Genomic DNA, 26,939 nt, shown 5'->3' on the forward strand with positions numbered 1-26,939 from the left:
CCATGGGCTGTCGCTTTTTTCTTTTGGGGAAGTCGTTGCCCGTTTCTCGGGCGCGCTCGCTCGCGCTTTCCCAGAACAGGCGGGTTCCGGTTTTAGAGGGCTAGCTTGCGGGCGTCGAGTTGGTCGCGGATGTGGCGGACTTGCTTTTCGTCGAGGTCGTACTGGTGGATGAAGTAGATTCCGACCGCGAAGGCGAGGGCGGGTATGAAGGCGAAGAGGAGCCGCAGGCCTTGCAGGGTGGACTCGCTTTGGGGGCCGCCGATCTCTTGGCTGAATCCGGTAGAGGCGATCACGTACCCGGAGCAGAGGAAGGCGATGGAAATGCCCGTCTTGAAAAGGAAGGCGTAGACGGCGCCGAACATGCCCTCGCGGCGGTGGTGGTATTGCAGTTCGTCCAGGTCGCAGACGTCCGCCACCATGGCTTGCACGAGCATGAAGACGGAGGCCATGGCGGGCGCGACCATGATGGATACCACGAGCGAAAGGTAGGGCCAGGCGGGCGTATAGAGGACCAGCTTGGCAAGGGTGCCTGCCAGGGCGAGGTAGAGCGAAGCGGCGAGGATTCGCTGTTTTCCGTAGCGGGTGGCCAGCTGCGTGATGACGGGTATGATCGCGAGTGTTAGGATTGTGGATACGGTGGAGTGCCAGGCGAGCAGGGCGGAGGCCGGCTCTTTCTCGCCCCCGTAGAGGTAGTAGACGGTTACGTAGCTTTCCAGGCCTCGGATCATATTGGACCCGAGCAGAATGCAGGCGATGGTAAGGGAAAGCATGCGGAAGGGCTTGCAGGCGAGGGACTGCTTGATGTTGGTGAAGAGTCCGGAACGTTGAGCCTTCTTTGCGGAGACCGGCTTCGCGTTGGGGGGCGGAGCTGCGGCTTTGGCCGTGTGCAGGGGTTCGTCGGTAAAGCAGGCGGATACGAGTCCGGCGGCGAGCATGGCGAAGGCGGTCAGGCTGCCGACCCAGCGGATGGCTTCGATGCGATCGGCGAAGATGTCCCAGTAGGTGATGTTGTACATCCAGCCGACAAGGATGGCAGCGAAGGGGGCGACGAAGGAGGGGTAGGCCATCACGCGGGTTCGTTCGTGGTAGTCGGTGGTTAGCTCGTATCCAAGCGCGTACCACGGGACCGTGTAGACGGTGAGGGCCAAGTAGAAGAGGATGGAGAGGGCTCCGAAATAGAGGAGGTAGCCGGTGTCGCTCAAGCCGCGCGGAATCATCCAGAGCGCGGCGAAGCAAAGGGCGGAGAGGAGGGAGCCGAGCAGGAGGTAGGGGCGGCGGCGGCCCCAGCGGTGGGTCGACTTGTCCGAGATGTCGCCCATGATGGGATTGGCGATCGCGTCGATGAGTCGCGAAAGGAAGATGACGTTGCCGATCATGATCGGGCTGATGACGCCTAGCTCTATGTTGTAGATCTGGTAGGAGAAGGTCTTGGGGGCCTGCTTGCCGATCATGGTGGCGAGGTTGCCGGTGCCGTAGGCTAGCTTTTGGCCGACGCTGACGCGCTCGAGCGAGGAAAGAGTTTTGGGGGCAGGCGTTTTTTTCACGGACTGAAGATGGGGACGCTTGGAAGGCGCTTACCTGAAAGCAAGGGGCGAGCGGGAGCAAGCCGTTCTGCGCAGGGCGCGCTCGTAGCGAGTTTTTGGAGACGTTCGCGGAATGCGGCTGTTTGTCGCTTCTCTATTCGAGCCAAGCGGGGAGCCCGTCTTTTTTGAAGCTGGCAACGCGCTTGTCGTAGGAGTCGCTGGGGAAGGAGTCCTTGCCGGCGGGGAAGGCTTCGTGTCGCGGCAAGGCGGCCCGGTGTTGCTCGAGGATGGGGAGGTATTCGGGGTTGGCGGCAAGGTTGGTGAACTCTTGTGGATCGCTGCGGTGGTCGTAGAGCTCTTCGCTGCCGTCGCGGTAGCGGATGTAGCGCCAGTCTTGGCTGCGCAGGGAGTGGTTTCGCGTGTAGCGAGTGGTGAGCACCGGGCGGCCGCGTTCGGCGTTGGGATCGTCGATGAGGGGCTTGAGGTTGAGGCCGTCGAGATCTTGCTCGGGCAGTCCGGCCAGGGCGGACAGGGTTGGATAGATGTCGAGCAGGCTGACGGGGCTGTCGTTTCTTTGGCCGGTCGCGGGCATGCCGGGGTAGGAGAAGAAGAGGGGGACGCGAGTGGACTCCTCCCAGAGGGCTTGCTTGCGCCAGTGCTTCTTTTCGCCGAGGTGCTGGCCATGGTCGGACCAGAGCACGATAATGGTGTTGTCGGCGTAAGGGCTCTGGTCGAGGGCGGCGATCACCTTGCCGATTTGTTCGTCGACGAAGGTGGTGCTGGCAAGGTAGGCCCGCACGAGCTCTCTCCAGTAAGTGGGGCTTGTATCCAAAACTTCCTTATGGTCGCCTTCGGGGAGGGTGCCGTAGATCATGGCTTTGCCGTAGAGAGGGATGTCCTTGAGGTCGTCCTCGGGGACTTCGGGCATTTGGATGGAGTCGAGCGGGTAGCGCTCGAAGTAGCGTTTGGGAGCGGTGAAGGGGACGTGGGGGCGGAGGAAACCGACAGCGAGGAAGAAGGGCTTGCGGTGTTCCTTTTGCAATTGGGAGACGGCCCAGTCGGCGAGCTGTTCGTCGGGCATGCCGTCTTGGGGGATCTCGTGGTCCTCGAGGGCGGCCCAGCTGAGGGTGTCGCCTTTTACGGGTCCGCCGTGCTTGCGGACGATGGCGCCGCCGTCTTGCGGGAAGGGAGCGAAGTGGTGGGTCTTGAAGGAGCCCGGGCGGAAGTTGTACTTGGCGGGGCGGGTCTCGTCCCAGTAGGGATAGTCGAAGTCCTGTACGCCTTTGTGGAAGATCTTTCCGGCGGCGAGAGTGGTGTATCCATTGTTCCGGAAATGGGTCGGCAGCGGGACCCGTTCGCCCAACACCTCTTGATAGCTCGCTTCGATGTTCTTCATGCCGGTGGTGCCGTACCAGCCGGTGGTGGTCGGGTGGAGGCCGGTGAACAGGGAGTGGCGGGAAGTGTTGCAGACGGGCGCGGAGCAGTGGGCATTGGTGAAGTAGGTGCCGCGCTCGGAAAGCTTGTCGAGGTGGGGAGTGATGGCTTGGGGGTGCCCGTCCAAGGCGCCGATCCAGTCGTTTAGGTCGTCCACGGCGATGAAGAGGACGTTGGGCTGGCGAGGCTGCGGGGTCGCTTGAGCGGCGGCACCGAGGGAAATTGTCAGGATGCAGAGGGCAAGGACGGTGGAGGTCTTCATGGTTTTCGGGGTAAGGGGAGCTTAGGATGATTTCGGATCGAATCGCTTGCGGCAATTTCTCCTGACCGTGACGCGTCACGAAGCAAGGAGGTTTAGTTGGGGCGGAAAGGTCTCTAGCTTGGGATTATGAAGAATCTGTTCGTTGCTTTGGGGCTGTTCGCGGTCTGTGTGTTGCCTGTGAATGCGGCTACGGAGGAATCGCTCGCGGGTCTCGTCAAGGAAGCGGACGCGGCAGAAGATATGGGCGAGATGGGCGAGCTTGGCAATAAGCCAGGTCGCTTGGAGTGGCGATGATGACAGGCGGTCACGATGGGTGAGCTTGAAGGAGAGGAGTCGTCGATCTGTCATTGTTTCTTAACTACGGACTGTAGGTGGAATTTTAGGAATTGAGCGATTCACAACCCCGATATAGATGAAGATAATGAATACGATCCGACTTGGTTTACTCGTTCTGGCGAGTATGGCCGTTTCCCATCTGCTCTCGGCAACAGTCCCGTACTTCGGCAATGGAATCAAGGTGGGAGAGGTCACTCAGGACAGCGTGGTGTTTTGGGTGCGGTTGACGGAAGTGGAGAAAGGGAATCCGCAGCAAGCGGTAGCGCCGGCGCCAGGAGTCGTGGGTTGGTACGAGCTGAGCTATCGAGAGCGCGGCAAGAATACGGACTGGATGAATACGGAAAGACGTCCCGTCTCGGCGGAACGCGATTTCACGGATCAGCTGCGATTGGAGGGGCTGCGTGCGGGCGCTCAATACGAGTTCGAGGCGCGCGCGTACCAGGAAGGTTCAACGAAGCGTCCGAGCGAGGCGCTGAAAGGGCACTTTCGTACGGCGAAGCCGCTCGAATCCATCGAAGGGGTGAAGGGAGTGGTCGTTACCTGCCAGGGACTGGGGACGGTCGACGATCCGGTGATGGGGCATAAGGCTTACGCGGATATTCTCCAACACGACGCGGACTTTTTCGTGCATACGGGGGATATCGTGTATTACGATAAGGACTACGATGGCGTGCATCCGCTTTCCAAAAACCGGGCGCAAGCTCGGGAACGCTGGAACCGCATGTTTTCGATGCATTGGAATCGGGACTTTCATTCGCAGATCAGTTCCTACTTTCTGAAGGATGATCACGATGTATTGAAGGATGATTGTTATCCCGGACAAACCTACGGGGATCTGACTTTCGAGGAAGGCTTGGAAATCTTTCGCGAGCAGACGACCCAGTCGCCGCTTCCGTATCGCACCGTTCGTTGGAGCAAGGATGTGCAGATATGGTTGCTGGAAGGACGTGACTACCGGACTCCTAATCGCGCTCCTGATGGACCGGAGAAAAGCATGCTGGGGCAAGAGCAGAAGGCTTGGCTAAAGCGTACGATTTCAGAATCGGACGCGACCTTTAAGCTGGTAATCAGTCCGTCGCCTATCGTGGGGCCGGACAAGCCAGGGAAGAAGGATAACTTGTCCAATGACGTTTATCGCACGGAAGGGGATGAAATCCGTCGTTTTCTTTCAGGAGTTGAGGATTTGTATGTGATCTGTGGTGACAGGCACTGGCAGTATGCGTCCAAGGACGCAGAGACGGGGCTGGTGGAGATCGGCTGCGGACCGATCAATAACGAGCACGCGAAATTGGGAGGCAATCCAGGCCGCCAAAAGGAGCATCTCTATTTTGGCGGCGGGGAAGGCGGCTATCTGGTCTTCGAGGTGAAGCGCGCGGATGGGCGGCCGTTTATAAGCTTTCGATGGTATTCGATTTCCGGGTCGGATGGTTCTGTGGGAACGGTAAATTGCGAGATGAGCTTTCCGGCTATGCGGCCTTGATTGGCGGCTAGGATCGTGGCGCAGCGGAATTATTTCCCGGCGGCGGCGCGGGAACGTCGTTGGGTGAAGCGGACGAGGACTTCGTTGTCGAGGACGAGATTGGAGGACCAGATGAAGGTGGCTCCGGCGTCGATGAATTGATCGGTGAAGTTCATGTAGGAAGGCTTGTTGCGCACGCCTACTGTTTCGTTGGTAAAGACGCTGGCTTGAGGCCAACTGCTGTCGTTGAAATCTGGTGACGCCCAGTTATCTGGGATTTCGTAGTGGAGGGCGTAGCATTCCGGCGCGTTGTCCGGTGACCTGGGAGCGGAGCTGGAGTCGCGAGTGCCGTCGGGCCGTTGGATGACGAGGGAGGGATCGGGCACCGGGGCGATGTAGAAGGTTTGGGCTTTCCAGTCGGCGTTGGTCACGGTGCCGTCGCTGAAGGAGGCGGCGAAACCGCCGTCGCCGGGATGGTAGGGATTTCCGCGGCCGCTTTCGGTCCCGATGCCGGGAGATTCCTCCCAATCGATGAGCTTAACGGCGTAGGTGATGGGGTGCTTGGCTTTGAAGCGGACGACGCAGGAATTGAAGGGGGTGAAGGGGACGGGGTCGACGGCGACGAGGGTGCCGTTGACGTAGAGTTCGAAGTAGTTGTCGGCAAAGAGGTAGCCGGTGAAGACTTCGCCGGCGGAATCGATCTCTACGATGGGGACGCTTTCGATGTCGAGCGCGTCAATGTTGGGGAGGCGGATGCCGGAGCAGTCGTTATAGAGGTCGGAGGCTTTGGGGCCGTTGAGGAAGTTGTTTGTGGCGGGCGTGATCCAGGTCTTGCCGTCGCTCGAACTTACCTCGCCGACGGTACTCGGCCTGGCTCGCCTAGCGCCTTCGCAATCGAAGAGGGATTCGACGGTGGTCGTTCCCAATCCTTGGGAAATGGAAGGGGTGGCCGCTGTCGCGTGGGATGGCAGGATGCAGGAGAGGGCGATCAGGGTAGCTGGGACGAGCGCTTTCATTGTTGGAATAAAAGCAGCTCGGGAGGAAAAGGCAAAGAGTGATGCTGAAGGCGAGTAGGACGGGGGGCATCCCGCTTGCGCTAATACGTATAGTCGAGGCCGTCGCGACTGAGTTGGCACTCGAGGTCGGCGGCTTGCAATTGCTTGAGCAGCTGGGCGAAGCGTTCCGGCATTTGCTGCTTGAGGTCCTTGGTTTCGCCCGGGTCTTCCTGCAGGTCGTAGAGGGCATAGAGGGAATCGTTTTCCCAAACTTGGCTCGCGTCGAAGTCAGGCATCTTCTCGAAGGGGGATTCGCCTTCGGGCGTGGGGAGGCGGAGGATCTTGTAGCGGCCGTCGGTGAGGGCCATGGTTTTGACGCCTTTGTAGAGGCGTTGGTAGCCGAAGAAGAGGCTGCGGTCTGAGTCGAAGGGCTTGCCTTCGATGAGGGGCGTCAGGCTGACGCCGTCGAGTGGATTCTTGCTCTTCTTGCCTTTGCGGTGTCCGATCAGTTTGGATACGGTGGGGAAGATGTCGACGGTGCCGGTCATGGCATCGCTGGATTGCTGAGGCTTGATCTTGCCGGGCCAATACATGAAAGCGGGGACGCGCAGGCCACCTTCGTAGATGGTGTGCTTGCTGCCTCGGAAGGGGCCGGCGGAGGCGATGCCTTTATTGGTCACGCCGGAGGAGGGGCCGTTGTCGCTGGCGAAGATGATGAGGGTGTTTTCAGAGATTTCGAGCGCTTCGAGTTTCTTTTGCAGGCGCCCCATTTGATCGTCCATGGCGGTGATGCAGCCATAGTAGTGCTGCGCTTCGTCTGAATATTTTGAATACATGGCTCGATATTCGGGACCGGCTACCACCGGTTCGTGCGGGGTGTGGAACCAGATGCATGTCAGGAAGGGGGTTCCGCTTTGGGCGGCCTTTTCGATGAAGGGGATGGCGCGGTCCATGATGACGCGGGAGTCGTCGCCGCGCATGTTGTCTTTGATGGTGACGCCGTTTTCGACGTAGGGGTAGTTTTTCCAGACCTCGCCTTCGGTGTTGCCCCATTTGGACCAGCCCTTGGGGGTGATCGCGGGATCCCAGGTGGGCACGGCGCTGGTGGTGACGAACGCTTGGTCGAAGCCGTGGTGCCAGGGAGGGGAGTAGTGGCCGCGGCTGCTCACCTCGTCCGGCTTGACCCAGCCGATATGCCATTTGCCGAAGATGCCGGTGGTGTAGCCTTCTTCCTTGGCGATTTCGGCGATGGTGATTTCGCCGGTGCGCAGTCCGCTGGTATGGGCGGCGAGGATACCCTGTCGCCAAGGGTGTCGGCCGGTGAGAGTGCTGGCTCGGGTCGGCGAGCAAATGGAGGAGGCGGCGTAAAAGCGGTCAAGCTTCAGGCCGGAGTTGGCCATTTTGTCGAGGTGCGGCGTCTTGATGATCTTGTTGCCGTTGAAGCCGACGTCGCCCCAGCCGAGGTCGTCGGCCATGACGAAGATGATGTTCGGCTGTGGGGCCTCTTTGGCGTGAAGCTGCAGAGCGGAGATTGAAGCAGCGAGCAAGGCTGTCGCGAGAGTCCTAGTGAAGTGGCGAATGTTCATGGGGATACGGTTTGCGCTTTTGGGGTTGCTACAGGTCCGATGAAGATCGTTTGGGAAATTCCATCAATGACGGGAGGGCGTGACTCGTCACGCTTTTTCTGGGTTGGACCAGCCGTGGAATTGAGTGACGCGTCACTCAAATGAAGGTTCGAGCTGTCGCGCGTACGGCTGTCCTATGGGGTGCTTGGCTGGAGGGCCGAGAGTTCCCCTATCGTCATCATCCCCGAAAGCAGACAATGATTAAGGCATTTGTTAGATTCTTCCTTCCGCTTGGTATAGCGGCTACGAGTTGCGCCTTGGAGGCAAAAGACGACGCGAATGAGCTCCTGAGCTCTCGGTTCGAATTGCTTTTGACGCATCCGGTGGAAGAGAGAGGGATTCCCAGAAGCTATTCGCCGGAGACGGGCGAGCTTGAAGTAACTTCGTCGCGGGCCTGGACGAGCGGCTTTTTTCCGGGGAACCTTTGGCTCGTCTATCGATTGACGGGGGATGCGGCCTATGCGGAAAAGGCCGAGGAGTGGACGGCCTTGCTGGAACGGGAGCAGCTCAACGGTCGGGATCACGACATCGGCTTTCGGATGGGATCGAGCTTTGGCTTGGGCTACCGTCTTACGGGACAGGAAGCCTACGAAGCGGTGATCGTGCAGAGCGCTCGAACTCTGTGTACCCGTTTTAGTGATACGGTAGGTTCAATTCGCTCCTGGGGCGCATCGAAGAGCCAGTGGCAGTATCCGGTGATCATCGATAATATGATGAACTTGGAACTGCTTTTCGAGGCGTGGAAACTGTCTGGAGATGAACGGTTTTATGAGGTGGCGGTGAGGCATGCGAATGCGACTTTGAAAAACCACTTCCGGGCAGACGGCAGCACTTTCCACGTGGTGGATTACGATCCGGAGACAGGCGTGGCGCGTCAGAAGAATACGCATCAAGGGTTTAGTGACGAGTCGGCTTGGGCGAGGGGGCAGGCTTGGGCGATCTACGGTTTTACGATGGCGTATCGCTATACCAAGGACGAGCGATATTTGGCGCAGGCCCGGAAGACCGCGCGCTTTTTCCTGCAGCACCCACGCTTGCCGGAGGACGGCATTCCGTATTGGGATTTTGACGACCCGAAGATTCCGAATGTTCCGAGAGATTCCTCGGCCGCGGCCATCGTGTGCTCGGCTCTCTACGAGCTGTATGGAGCGACCGAGGAGGGTTACTTTCTGGAACAGGCCAAACGCCTTTTGGAGTCGTTGCAATCGAAGGCGTACGTCTTGGACGCGTCTTTGGAAATTCCGTTTCTCTTGGACAAAAGCACCGGAAATCTGAACAAGCAGAGCGAGGTGGAGGTGCCGATAACCTATGCGGATTATTATCTGCTGGAAGCGCTGGCGCGGAGTCGGTCGCTGGCTACCCGATAAGCGCCTGTTCGCGTGACGTGTCACGAAGTGGCTCGATTGACCCAGGGCGACTCTGCAGGCGACTCTAGCGGAGCTGTAGGAGAGGAGATGCAACCGGTGTCTCTCTCGTTCGCCCTAACATATACCCCAGATTATATGAAACTGACCGATTGTCTCGATGCCCTCGCGCGCAGGGTTCCTTCACCTTCGATTTTCAGGTGTATCCAAAATCTGCTGCTAGGGGCCAGCGCCGGCGCGGCCTTGGCGGGAGCGGCTTCCGCAGCTGATATTTACCATGAGGGCTGGATCGACTTGAACAAGAACGGCCATCGGGACGTGTACGAGGACAAGGCCCAACCGGTGGAAGCTCGGGTCGAGGACTTGCTGTCCCAGATGACGGTGGAGGAAAAGACGGCCCAGTTGGTGACGCTCTACGGATATTGCCGCGTGCTGAGCGATCCGTTGCCCACGCCCGGTTGGAAGGATCGAGTTTGGAAAGATGGGATTGGCAATATCGACGAGCATTTGAACAATAGCATTCGCTGTATCGCGAAGGGATCGACCCGCGAGCATTCGTATCCATACGATCACCACGTCGAAGCGTTTAATACGACGCAGCGCTTCTTTATCGAGGAAACGAGACTGGGGGTGCCGGCCGATTTCACCAACGAGGGGATTCGCGGTTTGTGCCATGATTCGGCGACGCTTTTGCCGGCTCAGATCGGGATCGGTTCGACCTGGAATACGGAGCTCGTACGGGAGATTGGCGAGATGGTAGGACGGGAGGCGTATGCGCTCGGATACTCCAATATCTACGCTCCGATCCTGGACCTGCCGCGCGATCCGCGCTGGGGGAGGATCGTGGAATGTTATGGCGAGGATCCGTATTTGGTAGGCGAATACGGGCGTCAGATGGTTCTCGGTCTGCAGAGCCAAGGGGTTCTTTCTACGGCTAAGCACTTTGCGGTTTACGGGATTCCCAAAGGCGGGCGTGATGGGAATGCCCGTACCGATCCGGCGGTGACGCCGCGCGAAATGAGAGACCTGCACTTGGAGCCCTTTCGGGTGGCGATCCAGGAAGCGGGAGGTCGCGGAGTGATGAGTTCCTACAACGATTGGAACGGAGAGCCGATCACGACCAGCAAGTACTTTTTGACCGATATCCTTCGTGTCGAGTTCGGGTTCGATGGATACGTCGTTTCCGACAGCGACGCGGTGGAGTTTCCCTTCCGCAAGCACCGTACGGCCGCGAGCTATCGCGACGCGATTCGCCAATGCTTGGAAGCCGGCATGAACGTGCGGACGAACTTCACGAAGCCGGAGTCGTTTGTGGAGCCGTTGCGCGAAGCGATCGCGCTTGGAGAAATATCAATGGACGTGATCGATCAACGCGTTTCTGAGGTGTTGGCGGTGAAGTTCGACCTTGGCCTGTTCGACCAGCCGTATCGTGATCCTGGTGAAGCCATGCTTCAGGTGCGTACTCCGGAGCATATCGAGCTATCCAAGCAGGCCTCTCGCGAGTCGATCGTGTTGCTTAAGAACGACGGTTTGCTGCCGCTTGAGAAGGGAATCTTGAAGCGCGTTTTGGTAGCCGGTCCCAATGCGGACGATGGGTCCGGCTCGATCAGCCGCTATGGTCCGTCGAACGTGGATATCGTAACGATCCTCCAAGGCCTGCGGGCGAAGCTCGGCTCCGGCGTGGCGGTCGATCATGCCAAGGGCTGCGAAGTGGTGGACGACAGTTGGCCCGATTCGGAAATCCTGCCCGTGGATCCTAGCGCCAGCGAGCAGACCTTGATCGATGAAGCGGTCGGGAAGGCCAAGGGGGCGGACCTCGCTGTGGTAGTGCTTGGCGACAACGGCAAGACGGTGGGCGAAAGCGTTTCCCGCACCAGTCTGCAGCTTCCCGGAAACCAGTTGAAATTGCTGCAGGCGATTCATGCGACGGGAGTTCCAACGGTGGTGGTTTTGCTGAATGGACGTCCCATGGCCATGAACTGGGCGGACAAGCATGTGCCGGCGATTCTGGAAGCTTGGTTCCCGGGAGAGTTCGGCGGCGATGCGGTGGCAGATATTTTGTTGGGAGACTACAATCCCGGCGGCAAGATGCCGGTTACGGTTCCCAAGACGGTGGGGCAGGTGCCGATCGCGTTTCCCTCCAAGCCGGCCTCCAACGCGGGTCAGCCCCGGAAGCATGGTCACAACGGATTTGGCTATTCGCGTATCATGGGCGCTCTGTATCCCTTTGGCCATGGCTTGAGCTATACGGAATTTGAATACGGCGAAGTGGAGCTTAGCGCTCGGAAAGTGGAGCTGGCGGACGATCTGAAAGTCACGGTTGCCTTCGAGCTGCGCAACGTGGGCAAGCGCGAGGGCAGCGAGGTGGCGCAGCTTTACCTGCAGGACAAGGTGAGCTCGGTAACGACCTACGACAAGGTGCTGCGTGGTTTCGAGCGGGTTCGGCTGAAGCCCGGCGAGTCGCAGCGCGTAGAGTTCGAGCTGGATTGGCGGGACCTGAGTTTGCTTGGGCCTGAGATGGAGCGAGTGGTGGAGCCGGGGGAATTCCTGGTGATGGCCGGAAGCTCCTCGGAAGACATTCGCTCTGAATCAACGTTTGAAGTTGTAGAATAAGTTCCTTCTACTCGCTGGCATGTTTGCTTATCCCCGTATCCTCTGTGTCTTTGTCCTAACTTTCTTCGCTACGTCATTGTATTCGAAGGATTACTACGTGGATGCCCAGCATGGCGACGACGAAGCGAGCGGTGTGAGCGAGAAGCACGCCTGGCGCACCCTTGAGAAGGTGAACGCCATGACCTTTGAGGCAGGGGATCGCATTCTGCTGAAATCTGGCGGCGTTTGGAGCGGTTGCTTCATGCCGCAAGGATCGGGCAAGGAGGGGGATCCCATCGTGCTGAGCTCCTACGGGGAGGGACCCGCTCCGAAGATCGAGGGAGATGGGCGAACGAATCGTAATGAGGCGAACGAGCAGACGATCAGCAGCGCTATCCGACTCTACAACCAGGAATATTGGTGGATCGAAAACTTGGAGATCACCAACTACAACGCCGAGGAGGAAGCTGGGCTTTCGCTGTCGGCTTGGGAGCGTCGCAATATCGAATTGTACGAGAACGTGGATACGCCTGCTCCGATGGAGGAAGAGCGTATTCGCAAAGTAGCTATCCTCGTGCAAGCGAAGGGCGACAATGGCAAGGGAGCGTTTTCGGGCTTCCGTTTCCGCAACCTTGTTATCCATGGGGTCAACGGCAACATGAAGACCAAGCACAATGGCGGCATCTTCTTTCGCGTGTACGACGATGGCAGCGGCGTACCGATGCGATTCGACGACGTGCGAATCGAAGGCTGTACGATTCAGGACGTAGATCGTACCGGTGTATCCAATGTTTCTGACTTCGATAAGCGCGATCTGACGGATACTGAAAACTGGACGCCGAATCGTGGTTGGGTGATTACCGGAAACACCTTTCGCCGCACCGGCGCCAATGCTCTGATCGTTCGGGTGGCGGTAGATCCCCTGATGGAAAAGAACCTCTTCGATGCCTGCGCTATCAAGGGCTCGGGCAATGCGGCCTTTAATTTCAACACGGACGGAGCGGTGTGGCAGCACAACGAGTTTCGCTACACCAAAGCCAACGAAGGAGACGAAGACGCCGGTGGGGTCGACAGCGACTATCGCAGCAAGAATACGCTCATCCAGCTAAATTACTCGCATCACAACGACTTCGGCATGCTGGTGACGGGCGGTCCGGGACGTTTCAACGACGGGACGGTGGTACGCGACAATCTCTTCGAGGAAGACGGTCAGCGGGAGCGCAAAGGAGGCGAAGGACGGTTCATGGTGCGGGTATCGGGTTCCGCTACTAACACCTTGTTTTACCGCAACACCTTCGTGCTCGGCGAACGCCAGCGGGATACGAAACTGGCTTTTCACAAACGCTGGGGGACCTGGGCGGAAGGTACGACCTATCGGGAGAACATTGTTGTGAACCGAAGCGAAGGGGCCTACATCGACCTAGGCGAGAGCCGTCGCAACCATTTCGTCGACAACCGCTACTACGGGAATCCGATCGAGGAACCCCAGGGAGAGATGGACGTGTACCTGTTGATCGGTCAGTCGAACATGGCTGGGCGAGCGGAGCTAGGGGATCTTGCCGACGAGATTGTATCCGGCGCCGGACTACTCGATAGCGAGGGGCGTTGGGTTCCGTTGGACAATCCCTTGAATCGCTTTTCCACGGTTCGCAAGCGCATGGAGATGCAGCGGCTGGGGCCGGGATACGGTTTTGCGAAGCGCTTGCGAGAGTTGCGGCCAGAGCGGTCCATCGGTCTGGTGGTGAACGCTCGGGGCGGAACCAAGATCGAGGCTTGGGAGAAGGGCGGCGTGCTCTTCGAGGAAGCGGTCGCTCGAGCTCGGATCGCCGCTAAGGCAGGAACGCTTCGAGGAATTCTTTGGCATCAAGGCGAAGGCAACAGCAAGGACGAGCTCTACCACGAGAAGCTGGTGGAGCTGGTGGATGGCTTGCGCGCGGCTTTGGAGCAGCCTGACTTGCCGTTCGTGGCAGGGCAGGTGGAAGGCTCGCGTCCCGTGAACGAGCAGATAGCCAAGCTGGCGTCGTACCCGAACTGCGCGGTAGCGAGCTCGAAAGGCTTGTCCACTCAGGACGGGACCCACTTCGATACGGCGTCGGCCGTGACTTTGGGCGAACGCTACGCGGAAGCGCTCGCTCCGCTGCTGGACTGAGGGGGCGATCAACTCTGGTCAGGTCCTTCGTGACCGTTTGAGTATTCTTGAGGACTCCCCTGAAAGGGAGGAACGCAACGTGTCACGTTCCCTCGTCTTTGACGAAATGCTCATTGTATGATGACTTGGAGACTACCCCCCAGTTACCTCGCGTCTCCTGTCGAGCGTCGGCTTCTATTCCCGTTTTCTCGGCGAATCTCGATACTGTTCGACTGTCATGCTCCTGACCAACCTCGAGGGTGAGCCGCGTGTATTTGGGATAGGATTTGTTCACCTAACCAGCCAACAACCTTATCAAACCCAAAAAAGTACCCACACCCATGAATCTATTCGAAAACCATCCGTTTGCTCGAAGACATTCCTCGCTTCGCATCCCTCTGCGCTCTGTGACGCTGCTGGGATTGTTCGTTCCCGCCCTCCTTGCTCAAGAAGCGGAGGAGCAGGAAATTTTTGAGCTTTCTCCCTTCACCGTCGACGCTAGCAAGGACCAAGGCTGGCGGGCGGGGAGCACGCTTACCGGATCCCGTACGAACCAGGCTCTCAAGAACGTGCCCATCAGCGTGGATCCGATCACCGCAGAGTTTATCGACGACCTCGGGATCGAGGACTTGACCGAGGCGAACAGCTACATGGCCGGCCTCGACACGATCGACCAGGCCGACAAGCGCACGGACGACAATCGTTCGTCCTACCGTGGTCTCGAGATTGGAGGACGCGAAAACGCCCAATCCTCTCGCAACTTCTTCATGTGGTATGCTAAAACGGATACGTATAACGTGAGCCGAATCGACGTGAACAAAGGGTCTAATTCCCTGATGTTCGGCGACGCCTCGCCCGGTGGGCAGTCCACGGTTTTCACCAAGCGAGCCATGTTCAGTGACCTGACCGAGTTTCGCACGACTTTCGACAGCGAGGGGAGCTATCGCTATACGGTGGACGTCAACCGTCAGATTACCGACCAGCTGGCGATCCGTCTCAATGGAGTGAAGCGTTCCAAGGAAAGCTATCTCGATTTTGGCAAGGACGACTTGCAGGGCTACGATGTGGCTCTGACCTATAAGCCGTTCGATAAAACGGAGATCCGTTTCGAGTTTGAAGATTTGAAGTACAACCGCATCGCGGCGGGCAACCAAGTCGGGATTCGGCAGGTATCCGCGAATGGCCGTGGTTTCACGTCCAGCACCCGTTGGTACTACACGACCGACGGGGACCTGGCGAATCGCGGTTCGTCTCGCAGCAATAGCCTTTTCTACGAATCCGACGGGGCGGGCGGTTTCCTGGAGCCGGTAACCTTGGCCAGCTCGGATCGCTCCGGGGCTGCTACCGGCAACACTCTGGACTTGGTGCCTGGCGCCACCGCGTTGGTCTACGATCGGGACGACGAGCCCCTGCTGACCTTGGACGGCCTGTCGGATGGCGTGAATACTTATGGGACGGGGAATTTCCTGAACCGTGAAATCAACAACTATAGCTTTTGGCTCGACCAGCGGGTAGGGGACCTGAGCTTGCAGCTGTCGATGAATCGCCAGGAGCAGTACCAAAACCGCAACGATGGCGGCTTCGGTTCGACCCTTTCGGTCGATGCGGACGGACGGATCTATACCGATGGAGATCTGGATTCGAAGGTCTTCGGCAACGACGTGAACTCCTACCGCTTTTCCGCCAGCTACCCTCTGCATGTGGGAGATTGGATGTCGCAGTACTTGGTGGGAAGCGTCGACTACCAGGATGAGATCGCTTATTCCTTCCGCTCCCGTTTGGTCAACCGAGCGGCTGCTTCCAATGGCGACGGAACCTATGATTACACGACCGATTTGGAGGGGCGTCACCGCATCACGGTGCGCGCTTACCTGGACGATCCCGAGGTCGACCTGCGAGATCCCGACTTCTATGCTCAGGTCGACCGCGACAACTTGCCTTACGTGGAAGGGATCATGGAGCCGATTTGGGTGAACTACGCTCCGCAGACATCGCCCTACTACGACAAGCGCTATTCCAAGTCCGCTTCCTTCTCTGCGAACGGTTCGTACTTCAACGGCAGGCTGCGGAGCCTGCTGGGCATTCGCTACGACAAGTTCCGCCTCAAGCGAATGGACTTGCTCGATATTGGCTCCAGCTCCTTGCGACAAGCTGCCATCGACCAGTATGGCGAAGCTGCTTACTGGGGACAGGACGTAAACCTCGGCACGCCGGACGAGGCGCCGGAGCACTATTCCTACCTGGAGGCGGCTGGCGCCTCCGCGACGACGGGAAACGCGGGCCTCGTTTACAAGGTGAACGAAAACTATAACGTCTATGCTACGGTCTCCGATTCCTTCCGCTGGCAGGACAGCGTGGATTTCCTTGGCAATGTCTTGGGACCGCAGGAAGGATCTACCAAGGAACTCGGCCTGAAGGGCGACTTCATGGATAACAAGCTGTCCGTAACGGCTGCGGTTTATGATATTAAGCGCGAGAACGTGCCCTTTACCGTGGCCAGCGCCAACAATCACGACGAGATGGAGTTGCTCTACAACGATACGACGCTGAGCATTGATACGGACGGCACGATTATCTATACGCCCGTTGTCGAGGGTGATCCTGGATTCGTGGATATCGAAACGGGGCTGAACAACGAGTGGAGAACTCATAAGTCCAGCGAACGTTCGCGTGGAGCTGAGGTTACCTTCCTCATGCAGCGTACCCAGGGCCTGCAGGCCCGCTTGGCATTGTCGTACATCGACGTGGACGCCAACAACGATCTGGACCTCTTCACCGAAATGACGCTGCAGGCCGAAGCCCGGGAAGCGGAGCGTGCGGCTTTTCTAGCGGAGCATTGGGAGAACGACCCGAACTATGAGGAAGGGGAGTTGCCGGAAGCGGAGGAAGACCTGCGCGGGTACTTGGACGAAGCCCTCGATATCATCGCGGAGGACGCTGGCAACGCGATCGTGGACGAGTCGCGAGCCCGTCCTTACAGCGCCAAGTGGCTGCTCGACTACCAGTTCGGCAAGGAGTTCTTCTTGCCGAAGTTGCGGGTGATGCTTTCGGGGCAGTGGAGAGACAACTACTATCTCGACTTCGATACGGACGAAGACGGGAACCTCGTCGAGTTCATCGGCGGTTCCCAACATCCGGTCACGCTTTCCTTTCAATACAAGACCAAGCTCGACAAGAGGAACCTGACCTTTGACCTGCGTTTCAGAAATCTGGTGGACTTGGAAAACAAGGACGATCTTCGCGATTCAGGCGGATTCGTGAATGTGTTCACCGACGAGCTGGTTTACCGCCAGCGCAAGATCGCTCCGCCGGTAACGGAGCTCTCGGTTCGCTACAAGTTCTAGGCGGTTCGGGCTTCATTGGTAACAATCTGCGGCGGCCCTTCTTAGGAGGGCCGCTCTTTTCGGTTTAGGAGGCGGTTTGGCTCGGAAGGAATTGGTGTATTGTGAAGCGAAAAGGATGGCCGCCTAGCCCTGCGATCTGGCAGGGTGGTTCTGTATTTGAAAAAAGATGACGATACGTGAGTTGGCAGCGATAGCGGGAGTCTCCCGGACCTCTATCTCCAGAGCGTTGAACAATGCTCCAGGGGTGTCGGTAGAGACCCGGGAACGGGTGGTGAAGCTGGCTAAGGAACATGGCTACAACGCGAATCCCATGGTGACCGCCTTGATGTCGGATGTGAGACGTCGGCGAATGCACGAGAACCGCTCCATCATGGCGATCGTGCCGCCCGCCTTTCAGGACCGGAAGTGGGGGACGGGGCACATCGCGAATCGCCTCTATCGGGAAGGAGTGGAGAGTCGGGCCAAGCAGCTTGGCTTCAAAGTGGAAGACTTCATGCCGTTCGAGTATGGCGGATCTTACAAGCGGGTGTCCCAGGTGCTTTACCAGCGGGGAATTCAGGCGGTTTTAGTTCCGAGCGTCGACGTGGTGAATCCGCCGGATTCCCACGAGTATTCACTCGATTGGGACAAGTTTTCGGTCGCCGGGATTGGATTTTCGGTGGATTGCGGAAGGTACTTGGACCGTTCGGTCGTATCCCATTTCCAAGCGGCTTCCCTCGCTTTTGCAAGGGCGCGGGAGTTGGGGTATCGAAGAATTGGATGCGGACTTTGTGGGCGTATCAACGACCGTACCCAAGGCCGTTGGCTGGCGGCTTACCTGCTGGACAGGGAAATGCATGGAGCTGGGAAGGACCTTCCGTTTTTCGAGTTCGACGAGACGCTGGGGGAGGGAGAGCGGTTGAAGCGGTGGTTTAAGCAAACGCGACCGGACGCGATCGTGGGAGACCGCTATTTTCTGGAACTCGCCTTGGAATCTGGCCTCCGGATTCCGGAGGACGTCGCGTTTGCGCTTTTCGATTGGTTGCCCGGCGAGCTCGGGGGAGACGACTACGCTGGCATTGATCAGAGGTTTGATCTGGTAGGAGCTGCAGCAGTGGATTTGGTGGCGAGCCGCATCAACAGCAACGAGCGAGGGCTGCCCAAGGAGCCAAAGGTATTGAAGGTGCTCGGAGAATGGGTAGAGGGGCGTTCCATGCCGCCGAATCGCTGATGCCAGTCCGTGTAGGGAAAACTGGATACGCGGCGCTTATTGTTGGGGGACGCTGAGGTAGCGCGAGAGGGTGTCGTTGAGCGTTTGCAGCTTTACCGGTTTGGAGATGAAGTCGTTCATGCCTGCGGCGAGGGCTTTGTTGCGGTCTTCCAGCGTTTCGAGGGCGGAGAGTCCGATCAAGCAGAGCTCCTTCTTGCCTTCCCCGCAGGCTCCGTCTCTGATGCTGCGGGCAACTTCGAAGCCGTCGATGCCCGGAAGGTGGATATCGAGCAGGGCGAGCGAGTAGTCCTTGGCTCGCAGAAAATCGAGGGCTTCCGAACCATGGTCGGCTATCTCGTAGGCAAGGCCGAAGCGGTCTAGCATGCTGCCGATGACCAGCTGGTTGTTGGTGTCGTCTTCCACGACGAGGATAGGGGCGTGGATGGATGCGGGCGGGGGCTGGTCTTGTGGAGGAGGGGGAGGCTCGCTTTCCTGGACGACGGGGAGTTCCAGGGCGATGGTGAATTGGGTGCCACGGTCGGGCTGGCTGGAGCAGGAGAGGCTGCCGCCTAGGCTGTCGACGATTCGCTTGACGATGGAGAGTCCGAGCCCGACGCCTTCGAAGCGGCGGCTGTAGGAGGAGTCGGCTTGCTTGAAGGGCTCGTAGATTCGTTCGACGTCGGCGGGACTCATCCCGATCCCTGTATCCGTAATCTGGATGGTTACGGCGCGAAGGTTCGCGCCGGAGTCGCTTTCTTCGACGCTGAGAACGGTGCGGATTTCTCCAGCTTCGGTGAACTTGATGGCGTTGCTGATCAGGTTGGCGAGCGCTTGTCGCAGCCTTGCATCGTCCGTGAGGAATCGGGGGACCGGGGCAGGCGGAAGCTGTAGGCTCAGGGCAAGGCCGCGCTTGGTAGCTTGCCGATTGAAGCTTTCATGGATTTCGGAGAGTAGTTGGGTGATGGATACGGGAGCAATGCTTGGCGATTCGTTGTTTATGTTGGTATAGGCGAGGATGTTGTCCATGAGGTCGAGCAGGTGCTCGCCGCTGTCCCGGATGTTGGTGATGTATTGTTTTCGGTTCTCCTTGTCGTCCTCGAGGGGAATGAGCTGCGCGAAGCCCAGGATGGCGTTTAGGGGGGTGCGTATTTCGTGGCTCAGGACGGCGAGGAAGTCGCTCTTGGCTTTGCTGGCGACTTCGGCTCGCTCTTTGGCTTCGGCGAGTTGGCGGGTTCGCTCCTGCACGCGGGTCTCAAGGGTGTGGCTTGCTTCGCGAAGGCGCTTGTCTCGGTTGAGGATGCGGCTGGCTTGGATGACGATGATGCCGAGAAAGAGGGCGAGCATGCTGAGGAACCAGCCTTGTCGCCAAATGGGAGGGATGACGGTCAAGGTGGTGAGGGCGGGGGTGGAGTCCACGTTGAAGTCCCAATCGCGGGCTCTGAGTTCGAAGGTATGCTCGCCGGTGTCCAGCTCGAGCAGGGTGACGCTTTTGTCGGTGGAGTAGCGGGACCAAGGGCCGCCGTCGATGCGCCAGGAGAACTGCAGCTTGTCGGCAGGAGTGTTTTCCCAGCGGTCGAGGCCGTCCCAGCTCAAGGTGACGTTTCCGGGAGGAGCGATCTTTTCGGGAGCGGATTCTATCCAGCAGTCCGGCGCGTCGCTATCGGTCTTGTAGCGGATGGCGATCTGCTCGTCTTGGTTGAACCAGAGGTAGCCGGCTTCGTTGAGAGCGAAGTTGGTGTCCTTTTGTTGGCCGCTGGTGTTGAGGGGGAGGATGCGCGGGGCCCAGTCCCGTCCGTCGAAGCGGCTGAATCCTTTTTGGGTGCGGGCGATGAGGCCTCCGTTGTCGAGCGCCTGCAGGGAGGAGATGCTGTTGCTGGCGAGTCCGTCTTCCACGCCGTAGCGCACGAAGCGTTCGCCTTCGCGCCTGAAGAGGCCGTAGGAGCGGGTTCCGATCCAGAGGTCCCCGTGGGAGTCGACGGTCATGGCTTCGATCCAGGAGGCGAGTTCGATGGGTTCGTTGACCGATTCCCAACGTCCGTCGGTTAGGCGTCGCAGGTGGTTTCCGCCGAACCACATGCTTCCGTCGCTGGTTTGGGTGATGGCGTAGACTTGGTAGGGGGTGTTGGGCTGCTTGTAGCTGTGCCACCGCTCGCCGTCGTAGTGCACGACGCCGATGCGGCTGCCGAACCAGAGGGAGCCGTCGGCGGCTTCGAAGAAGGCGTTGTGGCGGGGGCTGTCCAAGGTGAGGGAGCTTTGGTGGAGGAGTTCCCACTGTTCTTTCGCTTCGTCGAAGCGAGCGATCGCCAGCTTTTGCTCGGTGGCTCCGGTGGCCCAGAGGGCGCCGCTGCGCGAGGGGGCGATGCGGCGGGTTTGTTCGATGCCGATGTCGCGGAGGTCGTAGCGGGTCCAGTTCCCGTCCTTGTGCGCGACGGCGGATCCGTCTTGCTCGATGAACCAGGTGCGGCCCTGGGAGTCTTCGCACTCGAAGTAGAGTCGTTCGTAGCTGCTCCAGCGTTCGTTTCCCCAGTCGAGCAAGCTGGCTTCTTCTCCGAGTCCGATGATCCAGATCTGTCCGTTGCGGGTCTCGAGGAGTCGGGTGCGGTGGAAGGGCATGGGCACGTCGCGCACGGTGTAGACGCTCCAGGTCTCGTCCTTGAAAACGTGCAGCTTGAAGCCGCCGATCATGATGGTTCCGTCTTGGGTCTGGATAATGGAGGTGCTGTTGTCGGATCCGTTCGGAAGGGATTCGAGGCGGAAATGGGACCAGCTGCCGTTTCGGTAGCGGTTGACGCCGCCGGCGGCCCGATCGTTGGAGATGTTCCAGATGGTTCCGTCGTCGGCTTCGAGCAGGCGCGGCGAGCGTCCGACGCGGAGGCCTTGCTCGTTCGTGAACAAGGTCCAGGCGGCGGGATCGCCGAGGTCGCCAAGGTTTGGTTGGTAGCGGGAGAGGGGGCCGGACTGGTGGGCGAACCAGAGGTCGCCGTCGGTGGTTTCCAGGATTTGGGAAATCGCGAAGGTGTCGACGCCGCCGGGCAGGTTTTCCGTGACGAGCGAGAGTTGCGTCTGGGCTACGGGGGAGTCGAAGGGGGTGAGGGCAACGTCGACGCGGGTGCCGGGTTCGGCGAAGACGACGTCGATGAAATTGATCTGCACGGCCCTTTGGTCGCGGATGAGGTCGCCGGCTTGGATTCCTACCGCCTCGGCGGGGCCTCCGGGGTGGGTGGCCCAGACGAGGTAGGATTGGTTGCCGCGAGTGGCTCCCAGAGATTCGCCCCAGAAGGCGCGGAGTCCGAGGCTGCTGGCCCAGGTTTCGCGAGCGAGTCCGGTGGACGGCACGATGCGGGCGTTCAGGCCCGGCAGCAGACGCTTGAGCGCGGCGTAGGCGAGCTCGGAGCAGTAGAGGGTGGGCTCTTGGCCTTCGGCGAGGCGCAGGGCACCCCAAGCGGTGGCCGCCCAGATGCCGCCGCTTGCGGATTCGGTGAAGGAGTTGACGGGACAGGGGATATCGCTGCCCAAGGGGAATACCTTTTGCCAGCCTTCGCCGTCGAATTGGTCGATGCCTTGGTCGGAGGCGGCGTAGAGATGGCCGTCGGAGGTGGCCTTGATGGCGTTGACGGGCACGCCGCTGAGGCCGTCCTGGGTGCCGTACTTTTTCCAGTCGAGCCCGTCGTAGACGATCACGCCGTGGTCTTCAGCGAACCAGATGCGCCCTTGGCTGTCCTCCGTCCCGTCGCGGAGCCCGACGTTTTGCAGGTAGGAAAACTGGCGCCATCTCCAAGGTTCGCGGATGGGATCCGGAACGCTGGGGACGTAGCTCTCTTGGGCTGCAGCCGTCGCCGAGATGAGGGCGACGGCGAGCAGCTCGAATAGGATTATAGCCAGGGATCCCGCCAGGAACTGTCTCGAGTGGTGCAATCACCCGCAACTAAGCGAAGTCGCGGGCTTTGTCAAAACCGCCGGGTGCGACTAGGACGCTTTGCGAATGGCCTCTTCCTTGATGGCGATGGCCTTTTTGGCGCGGGCGGCGACCATGCGCAGGATGAGGCCGACGGCGACGACCAGGCCGCCGCAGATGAGGATTAGCAGGCGGTCGAACATCTTGTTGGGCACCGCTAGGAGCAGTAGCGTGAGGGATCCGTAGGCGAAGCAGAGGTTGCCCAGCACCAGGTGCTGGCGGCGGTCGTTTTCGGCTTCGTCCTGGTGTTCCGAGGCGCGGTCCACGGGGCGGCGCGTTTCTTCGAAGAAGGCTTCCACGCGCTCGCGGTAGGCGGCGGGGGCGCTCTTGTAGAAAAGCATGGTGAAGAAATACCAGAGGCTACAGGCGAGGAAGATGGAGCCGGTGGTGATGGCGATGCTGAGGTCGCCGAGCTCGCGGCCGTTGAGCGGCGTCTCCTGTCCCCAGATGCTTTGGCGAAATTCTTCGGTGAGGGAGATCTTGGCGATGACGGAAACGATGAATCCGACGACCATGGTGCTCCAGCCGGTCCACTCCGGGGTGCGCTTGATGAACATGCCGAAGGTCAGTGGCAAGGCGGTGGGAAGGCCGATGGAAGCGGTGGCGAGCAGGATGAGGTCGAAGAGCTCGAGCTCCTTGACGGAGGAGAACTGCAGGGCGATGAGGATCCAGATGGCTCCGTAGACGAGGATGAACACGCGGCCGACCAGGATCTGGTTGCTCTCGCTGGCCTGCTTGTTGACCACTTGGATGTAGAAATTCCTTACGAAGGTGCCGGAGTAGACGTTGAGCAGGCTGTTCATGGAGGTGAGGCTGGCGGCGAAGATGCCGCATACCAGCAGTCCGAGAAGTCCTTGGGGAAGCAGCTCGGTGGCGATGGCGACGTAGGCTGCTTCGTTCGGGTTGTTGAGCTGCGGGTACATGCCGCTCAAGTCCGGGAAGAGCACGGCGGAGCCGAGCGCGGGGATCATCCAAATGGGGGCCAGGATGAGGAAGCCGGCGATGGATATGAGGACCGCCTTGCGGGCGTCGCGTCCGTCTTTCACGAAGACGTAGCGGGCGGCGCCGGTGAGCATGCTGTTCATCATGGTCGCTTGGTTGATCATCAAGGTCACGGCGAAGAAGACGATGATCCAAGGGCGGGAGAATTCGGTCCAGTCGAAGTGCTGGCTAGGGATGCGCTCGATCAATCCGCTGAAGCCTCCGATTTCTTCGTGGCTGAGGGTCAAGGCTGCCATGATGAGAGTGATGGACAGGACCACCAGCATTTGCACGAAGTCGCCGGCAGTGGCTGCCCAGGCGCCGCCGAAGAGGGTCATGGCGATGGTGACGATGCCGAGCACGATGATGATCTGCTCCATATCCATGGAGAATACGCCCGACATGAATACGGAAACGGTGTAGAGCATGATGCCTCCGAAGAGGGCCTGGAAGACGAGGGGGAGCCAAGTGTAGACTTGCTCGCTGGCTTTGCCGTAGCGTTTGCGGATGCCTTCTACGGCGGTGACGACGCGCATCTGGCGGAACTTGTCGGCCGTGAAGAAGTAGCAGATGATCAGAGCGAAGATGTTACAGATGAAGAGGATCAGGAAGAAGGTTCCCGTCTCGTAGGCTTTGGCGGCGCCGCCGGTGAAGGACCAGGCGGAGAATGTAGTCATAAAGGCGCTACAGCCGACCACCCACCAAAGCATGCCGCCGCCGCCGCGGAAGAAGTCGCTCGCAGTCTTGCTGAAGCTCTTGTAGATGGGGCCGAGGCTGAACATGAAGGCCAAGTAGACGGCGATGACGATGTAGTCGTAGGTACTCATTTCGGGAAGGAAGGGGTTAGGGAAGTTTAGTGCGTTCGGGGCGAGGGCGACCGCTTAGGATGTAAGGGTCTTCGGGATGGTAGTCGGGCCAGTGCGGCCGGGCTTGCCCGTTGGGGGCAGAGCGTAGGTAGCGGGAGCTAAGGACCCAGTCGAGCAGCTCCGCTTGCAGTTCCTTGATGCGGCCTTGGTGATCGGGGGAGTCGAAGAGGTTGCGGGATTCGTCCGGGTCCTCGGCGAGGTCGTAGTACTCGCCGTAGTCTTGGCCCGCGTAGTGGACGAGCTTGTCCTGCTCGGTTCGCATCATGGTTAGGTAGTTGTCTTCGCAATACACTCGATCCGAAGCGCTGGAGGCGTCGCCGGTCGTCAGACGCTGGTAGGCGCTGCTGCCGTCCAAGCGAGGTTGGGACTCTAGTCCGGCCGCTTCGAGGAAGGTGGGGCCGACGTCGATCTGGGAGAAAAGCTTGCTGTCGACTTCACCCGCTCGGGCTCCGTTGGGCAGCCTGAAGACGAGGGGGATGTTAGTGACTTGTTCGGTCATGAGCCACTTGTAGATCATCTGGTGGTCGCCGAGGTTGTCGCCGTGGTCGGAGGTGAAGAGGATTATGGTGTTCTCCAGGGCGCCCTTCTTTTCGAGGGCGGCTAGGATGTGGCCGATCTGTTCGTCGATGGCGGTGATGCGGCCGTAGTAGTGGCGGCGCATACGACGTAGCTCGTTCGGGCTCTTGTCGGAGAGTTGCACGTTGTAGACTCCGAAGCCGGGACAGTTGCTGAAGGTCGCGGGGTTGATGCACTGTTCCATGAAGCGGCGAAACTGCGGCGGCTTTTCGTCGAATTCGCGTCCGGTGACTTTCGGCTCCGGCACCTCGCGGTCCGCGTAGAGGTCGACGAAGCGTTGAGGGGGAGCGTAGGGGTCGTGAGGGCCGACGAAGCCCACGTGCAGGTAGAAGGGCTGGTCGGTGTCCAATTTCTCGATACGCTCGACGGCTCGCGTGCCGATGAAATTGTCGACGAAGTACTTTTCTTCCAGGGGGAAGGGGGCGGAATTGCACTTGCTAAGCCAGTCGCCGTTTTGGGTGAGCAGCTTGTAGGGGTCTTCCTGGCCGTTTTCCAAGAGGAAGTTCGAATAGTCGTCGTAGGAGGTGTATTCGGTGAAGTTCTCCGAATAGACGCGATCGTGGAAAGCCATGGGATCGTCGCCGGGCATGTGGTGCACCTTGCCGATGGCGGAGGTCAGGTAGCCCGCGTCCTTGAGTTCGTGCAGCCAGGTCCGGTGATGGGCCCATTGGTCGAAGCCGTAGGCCCCGGTATTGTGGGCGAACTGGCCGGTATAGAAGGCGGCTCGGGAGGCTACGCAGGTCGCGGCGCAGCAGTGGGATTGGGTGAAGCTTACTCCCTCGCGTACCAGGCGATCCATGTTGGGAGTGGTCATGTGGGCAGCGCCGAGGGCCGCGATGGTGTCGGCGCGCTGCTGGTCTGTTTTGATGACGACGAAATTGGGGCGTGTACTCATTTTATACGGGAAGGGATATGAGAAGCGGGGAGGCGTTGCTTAACAATAGCCCGTCTGGTTACCATGGTAAGCAAGTTGCGTTTACGCGCGCTTGCAAGAGGGAGGTTGAGTAAGCTGCGGGGCCTGTCGTAGAAAGTCGACCATGAGTGAGAAGACGATCCTTTGCTTTGGAGATTCGAATACCTGGGGCTGCGACCCGTCGGGCTGGCGTCGCTTCGGTCGGAAGACGCGTTGGCCGGGCGTCCTGCAGCAGGAGTTGGGGCAAGGGTACCACGTGGTGGAAGAGGGTTTGGGCGGTCGCACGACGGTTTGGGACGATCCGATCGAGGGATACAAGAATGGATACGCCCAGCTGCAGCCTTTGTTGAGGTCCCACATGCCGCTGGACCTTCTGGTCATCATGCTGGGCACGAACGATCTGAAGAATCGCTTCAGCGTTTCGGCGATGGACGTGAGCTGGGGGATCGGGCGCTTGATCGATCTGGCTCGCGCTAATTCCGATGCCTTTACGGGTAGCAAGGCGGAGATCCTAGTCGTCTGCCCGCCGCCGTTCGCTCCGATGGACGGCTTGGCCTTGGAAGGGATTTTCGTGGGCGGCGAGGAGAAGTCGCGGCAGCTTGCGAGCGCCTACCGCGCGGTTTGCAAGGAGCGTGGAGCGCGAATGATCGACGCCGGCGAATCCATCTCCAGCAGCGCCGTGGATGGCATCCATCTCGAGGCGAGCGAGCATGCTAAGCTCGGCCGCGTGATCGCCCGCGAAGTGGCTGCTATGCTTAGAATATGTATCAAAAAAACGGCTACAGTGACGTAGCCGTTTTCGTGGAGGGGGGATGGGAAATTCCTATTTGGCCTTTTTCAGGGTGACCCTGCCCATGTTCATGAGGTATTGGGAGTCGGGCACGCCGGTGATGGTGAGGGTGCTATGTTCTTTTTCGATTTTGAGGGGACCCACGGTAATCACCTTGTATTTGCCCCAGCCACCGGTGTTCGAGACCTTGAATTTGCCAGCGGTTTTTCCGTCGAGCAGAATGCTGACCAGTCCGCCGGACTTTGCGTCTACCGCGTAGCTGATGGAGACATGGTAGGTGCCAGCTTTGACTTTTTTCAGGTCGTAGGTGGCGGAGGAATTCTTCTTCCAGTAGCCGATGCGGCCTTTGTTGATTTTGACCGACCCGCTCAGTTCCGCGTCTTCGGGATCGAAGACGCCGGGCTTGGCGAAGGCGGTGAATCCGATGAAAATGGCGAGGGAGAGGGGGATGCTTTTGAGGAGGGTACGTCGATTCATCATAGGTATAGGGTATTGTTAGAGGGTAATACGGGTGGGTGAGAGCGTATTCTTTGGATCGCTTGTTACGGGGCGCAATTTCATGGGCGCTTACACTTGCGAGCAGGGAATTGGGAGAAAGTTACCAGTG

Annotated in this window: 16 protein-coding genes; 8 read left to right on the plus strand and 8 right to left on the minus strand. The window is 59.3% G+C overall.

What is annotated here, in order from left to right; translation table 11 throughout:
* Positions 1-92 precede the first annotated feature (92 nt).
* Both QEH57_RS22710 and QEH57_RS22715 read right to left on the minus strand, forming a co-directional pair.
* The gene (locus tag QEH57_RS22710; RefSeq protein ID WP_309009093.1) at positions 93-1,544 is read right to left on the minus strand and encodes an MFS transporter; all 1,452 of its coding nucleotides are present in this window, start codon (positions 1,542-1,544) and stop codon (positions 93-95) included.
* 133 nt (positions 1,545-1,677) lie between these two features.
* Positions 1,678-3,219, minus strand: coding sequence for a sulfatase (locus QEH57_RS22715; protein ID WP_309009094.1), 1,542 nt, complete (start codon positions 3,217-3,219; stop codon positions 1,678-1,680).
* Between the two features lie 126 nt (positions 3,220-3,345).
* Here QEH57_RS22715 and QEH57_RS22720 point away from each other — a divergent pair, with 126 nt between their 5' ends.
* Complete coding sequence (locus tag QEH57_RS22720; RefSeq protein WP_309009095.1) at positions 3,346-3,513, plus strand: hypothetical protein; 168 nt, start codon at positions 3,346-3,348, stop codon at positions 3,511-3,513.
* Positions 3,514-3,631: 118 nt separating this feature from the next.
* Positions 3,632-5,035 (plus strand): alkaline phosphatase D family protein, encoded by a 1,404-nt coding sequence (locus QEH57_RS22725; RefSeq protein ID WP_309009096.1) that lies wholly within the window; start codon positions 3,632-3,634, stop codon positions 5,033-5,035.
* 29 nt (positions 5,036-5,064) lie between these two features.
* Here QEH57_RS22725 and QEH57_RS22730 read toward each other — a convergent pair whose 3' ends face one another.
* Together QEH57_RS22730 and QEH57_RS22735 are read right to left on the minus strand one after the other, a co-directional pair.
* On the minus strand, positions 5,065-6,030 hold the full coding sequence (locus QEH57_RS22730; protein WP_309009097.1) for a hypothetical protein: 966 nt from the start codon (positions 6,028-6,030) through the stop codon (positions 5,065-5,067).
* A gap of 80 nt (positions 6,031-6,110) precedes the next feature.
* Positions 6,111-7,595 carry a sulfatase-like hydrolase/transferase gene (locus QEH57_RS22735; RefSeq protein ID WP_309009098.1) on the minus strand — a complete coding sequence of 495 codons (1,485 nt, stop codon included), beginning with the start codon at positions 7,593-7,595 and terminating at the stop codon, positions 6,111-6,113.
* 236 nt (positions 7,596-7,831) lie between these two features.
* Between QEH57_RS22735 and QEH57_RS22740 the strand changes: the two genes are divergently transcribed.
* The 5 genes from QEH57_RS22740 (at position 7,832) to QEH57_RS22760 (ending at position 18,272) form a co-directional block, all read left to right on the plus strand.
* Entirely contained in the window at positions 7,832-9,001 is a 1,170-nt protein-coding gene (locus QEH57_RS22740; protein WP_309009099.1) for a glycoside hydrolase family 88 protein, read from the plus strand.
* Between the two features lie 135 nt (positions 9,002-9,136).
* Positions 9,137-11,611, plus strand: a complete 2,475-nt coding sequence (locus QEH57_RS22745) for a glycoside hydrolase family 3 N-terminal domain-containing protein (protein ID WP_309009100.1) — start codon at positions 9,137-9,139, stop codon at positions 11,609-11,611.
* A gap of 19 nt (positions 11,612-11,630) precedes the next feature.
* Positions 11,631-13,739, plus strand: coding sequence for a sialate O-acetylesterase (locus tag QEH57_RS22750; RefSeq protein ID WP_309009101.1), 2,109 nt, complete (start codon positions 11,631-11,633; stop codon positions 13,737-13,739).
* 320 nt (positions 13,740-14,059) lie between these two features.
* Positions 14,060-17,062, plus strand: a complete 3,003-nt coding sequence (locus tag QEH57_RS22755) for a TonB-dependent receptor (RefSeq protein WP_309009102.1) — start codon at positions 14,060-14,062, stop codon at positions 17,060-17,062.
* Between the two features lie 166 nt (positions 17,063-17,228).
* Complete coding sequence (locus QEH57_RS22760; protein ID WP_309009103.1) at positions 17,229-18,272, plus strand: LacI family DNA-binding transcriptional regulator; 1,044 nt, start codon at positions 17,229-17,231, stop codon at positions 18,270-18,272.
* Between the two features lie 36 nt (positions 18,273-18,308).
* Here QEH57_RS22760 and QEH57_RS22765 read toward each other — a convergent pair whose 3' ends face one another.
* From QEH57_RS22765 to QEH57_RS22775, 3 genes are read right to left on the minus strand one after another with little or no spacing between them, the layout of a single operon-like run.
* Complete coding sequence (locus QEH57_RS22765) at positions 18,309-22,166, minus strand: ATP-binding protein (RefSeq protein ID WP_309009104.1); 3,858 nt, start codon at positions 22,164-22,166, stop codon at positions 18,309-18,311.
* A 51-nt stretch (positions 22,167-22,217) separates the two neighbouring features.
* Entirely contained in the window at positions 22,218-24,014 is a 1,797-nt protein-coding gene (locus QEH57_RS22770) for a hypothetical protein (RefSeq protein ID WP_309009105.1), read from the minus strand.
* A gap of 16 nt (positions 24,015-24,030) precedes the next feature.
* Entirely contained in the window at positions 24,031-25,524 is a 1,494-nt protein-coding gene (locus QEH57_RS22775) for a sulfatase-like hydrolase/transferase (RefSeq protein ID WP_309009106.1), read from the minus strand.
* Positions 25,525-25,666: 142 nt separating this feature from the next.
* On the opposite strand from QEH57_RS22775, the gene QEH57_RS22780 reads away from it, so the two are divergent.
* Positions 25,667-26,335, plus strand: coding sequence for an SGNH/GDSL hydrolase family protein (locus QEH57_RS22780; RefSeq protein ID WP_309009107.1), 669 nt, complete (start codon positions 25,667-25,669; stop codon positions 26,333-26,335).
* A 30-nt stretch (positions 26,336-26,365) separates the two neighbouring features.
* Here QEH57_RS22780 and QEH57_RS22785 read toward each other — a convergent pair whose 3' ends face one another.
* Positions 26,366-26,812, minus strand: coding sequence for a carbohydrate-binding protein (locus tag QEH57_RS22785; protein ID WP_309009108.1), 447 nt, complete (start codon positions 26,810-26,812; stop codon positions 26,366-26,368).
* Positions 26,813-26,939 lie beyond the last annotated feature (127 nt).

Origin of the sequence: Pelagicoccus sp. SDUM812005, from assembly GCF_031127875.1 — a bacterium.
In the GTDB taxonomy this organism is placed as follows: Bacteria; Verrucomicrobiota; Verrucomicrobiia; order Opitutales; family Opitutaceae; genus Pelagicoccus.

Bases quoted from the DNA above. Each gene is read 5' to 3' on its own strand.
- QEH57_RS22715 (WP_309009094.1), bottom strand. From the start codon at position 3,219: ATGAAGACCTCCACCGTCCTTGCCCTCTGCATCCTGACAATTTCCCTC.
- QEH57_RS22720 (WP_309009095.1), top strand. From the start codon at position 3,346: ATGAAGAATCTGTTCGTTGCTTTGGGGCTGTTCGCGGTCTGTGTGTTG.
- QEH57_RS22725 (WP_309009096.1), top strand. From the start codon at position 3,632: ATGAAGATAATGAATACGATCCGACTTGGTTTACTCGTTCTGGCGAGT.
- QEH57_RS22730 (WP_309009097.1), bottom strand. From the start codon at position 6,030: ATGAAAGCGCTCGTCCCAGCTACCCTGATCGCCCTCTCCTGCATCCTG.
- QEH57_RS22735 (WP_309009098.1), bottom strand. From the start codon at position 7,595: ATGAACATTCGCCACTTCACTAGGACTCTCGCGACAGCCTTGCTCGCT.
- QEH57_RS22740 (WP_309009099.1), top strand. From the start codon at position 7,832: ATGATTAAGGCATTTGTTAGATTCTTCCTTCCGCTTGGTATAGCGGCT.
- QEH57_RS22745 (WP_309009100.1), top strand. From the start codon at position 9,137: ATGAAACTGACCGATTGTCTCGATGCCCTCGCGCGCAGGGTTCCTTCA.
- QEH57_RS22750 (WP_309009101.1), top strand. From the start codon at position 11,631: ATGTTTGCTTATCCCCGTATCCTCTGTGTCTTTGTCCTAACTTTCTTC.
- QEH57_RS22755 (WP_309009102.1), top strand. From the start codon at position 14,060: ATGAATCTATTCGAAAACCATCCGTTTGCTCGAAGACATTCCTCGCTT.
- QEH57_RS22760 (WP_309009103.1), top strand. From the start codon at position 17,229: ATGACGATACGTGAGTTGGCAGCGATAGCGGGAGTCTCCCGGACCTCT.
- QEH57_RS22770 (WP_309009105.1), bottom strand. From the start codon at position 24,014: ATGAGTACCTACGACTACATCGTCATCGCCGTCTACTTGGCCTTCATG.
- QEH57_RS22775 (WP_309009106.1), bottom strand. From the start codon at position 25,524: ATGAGTACACGCCCCAATTTCGTCGTCATCAAAACAGACCAGCAGCGC.
- QEH57_RS22780 (WP_309009107.1), top strand. From the start codon at position 25,667: ATGAGTGAGAAGACGATCCTTTGCTTTGGAGATTCGAATACCTGGGGC.
- QEH57_RS22785 (WP_309009108.1), bottom strand. From the start codon at position 26,812: ATGATGAATCGACGTACCCTCCTCAAAAGCATCCCCCTCTCCCTCGCC.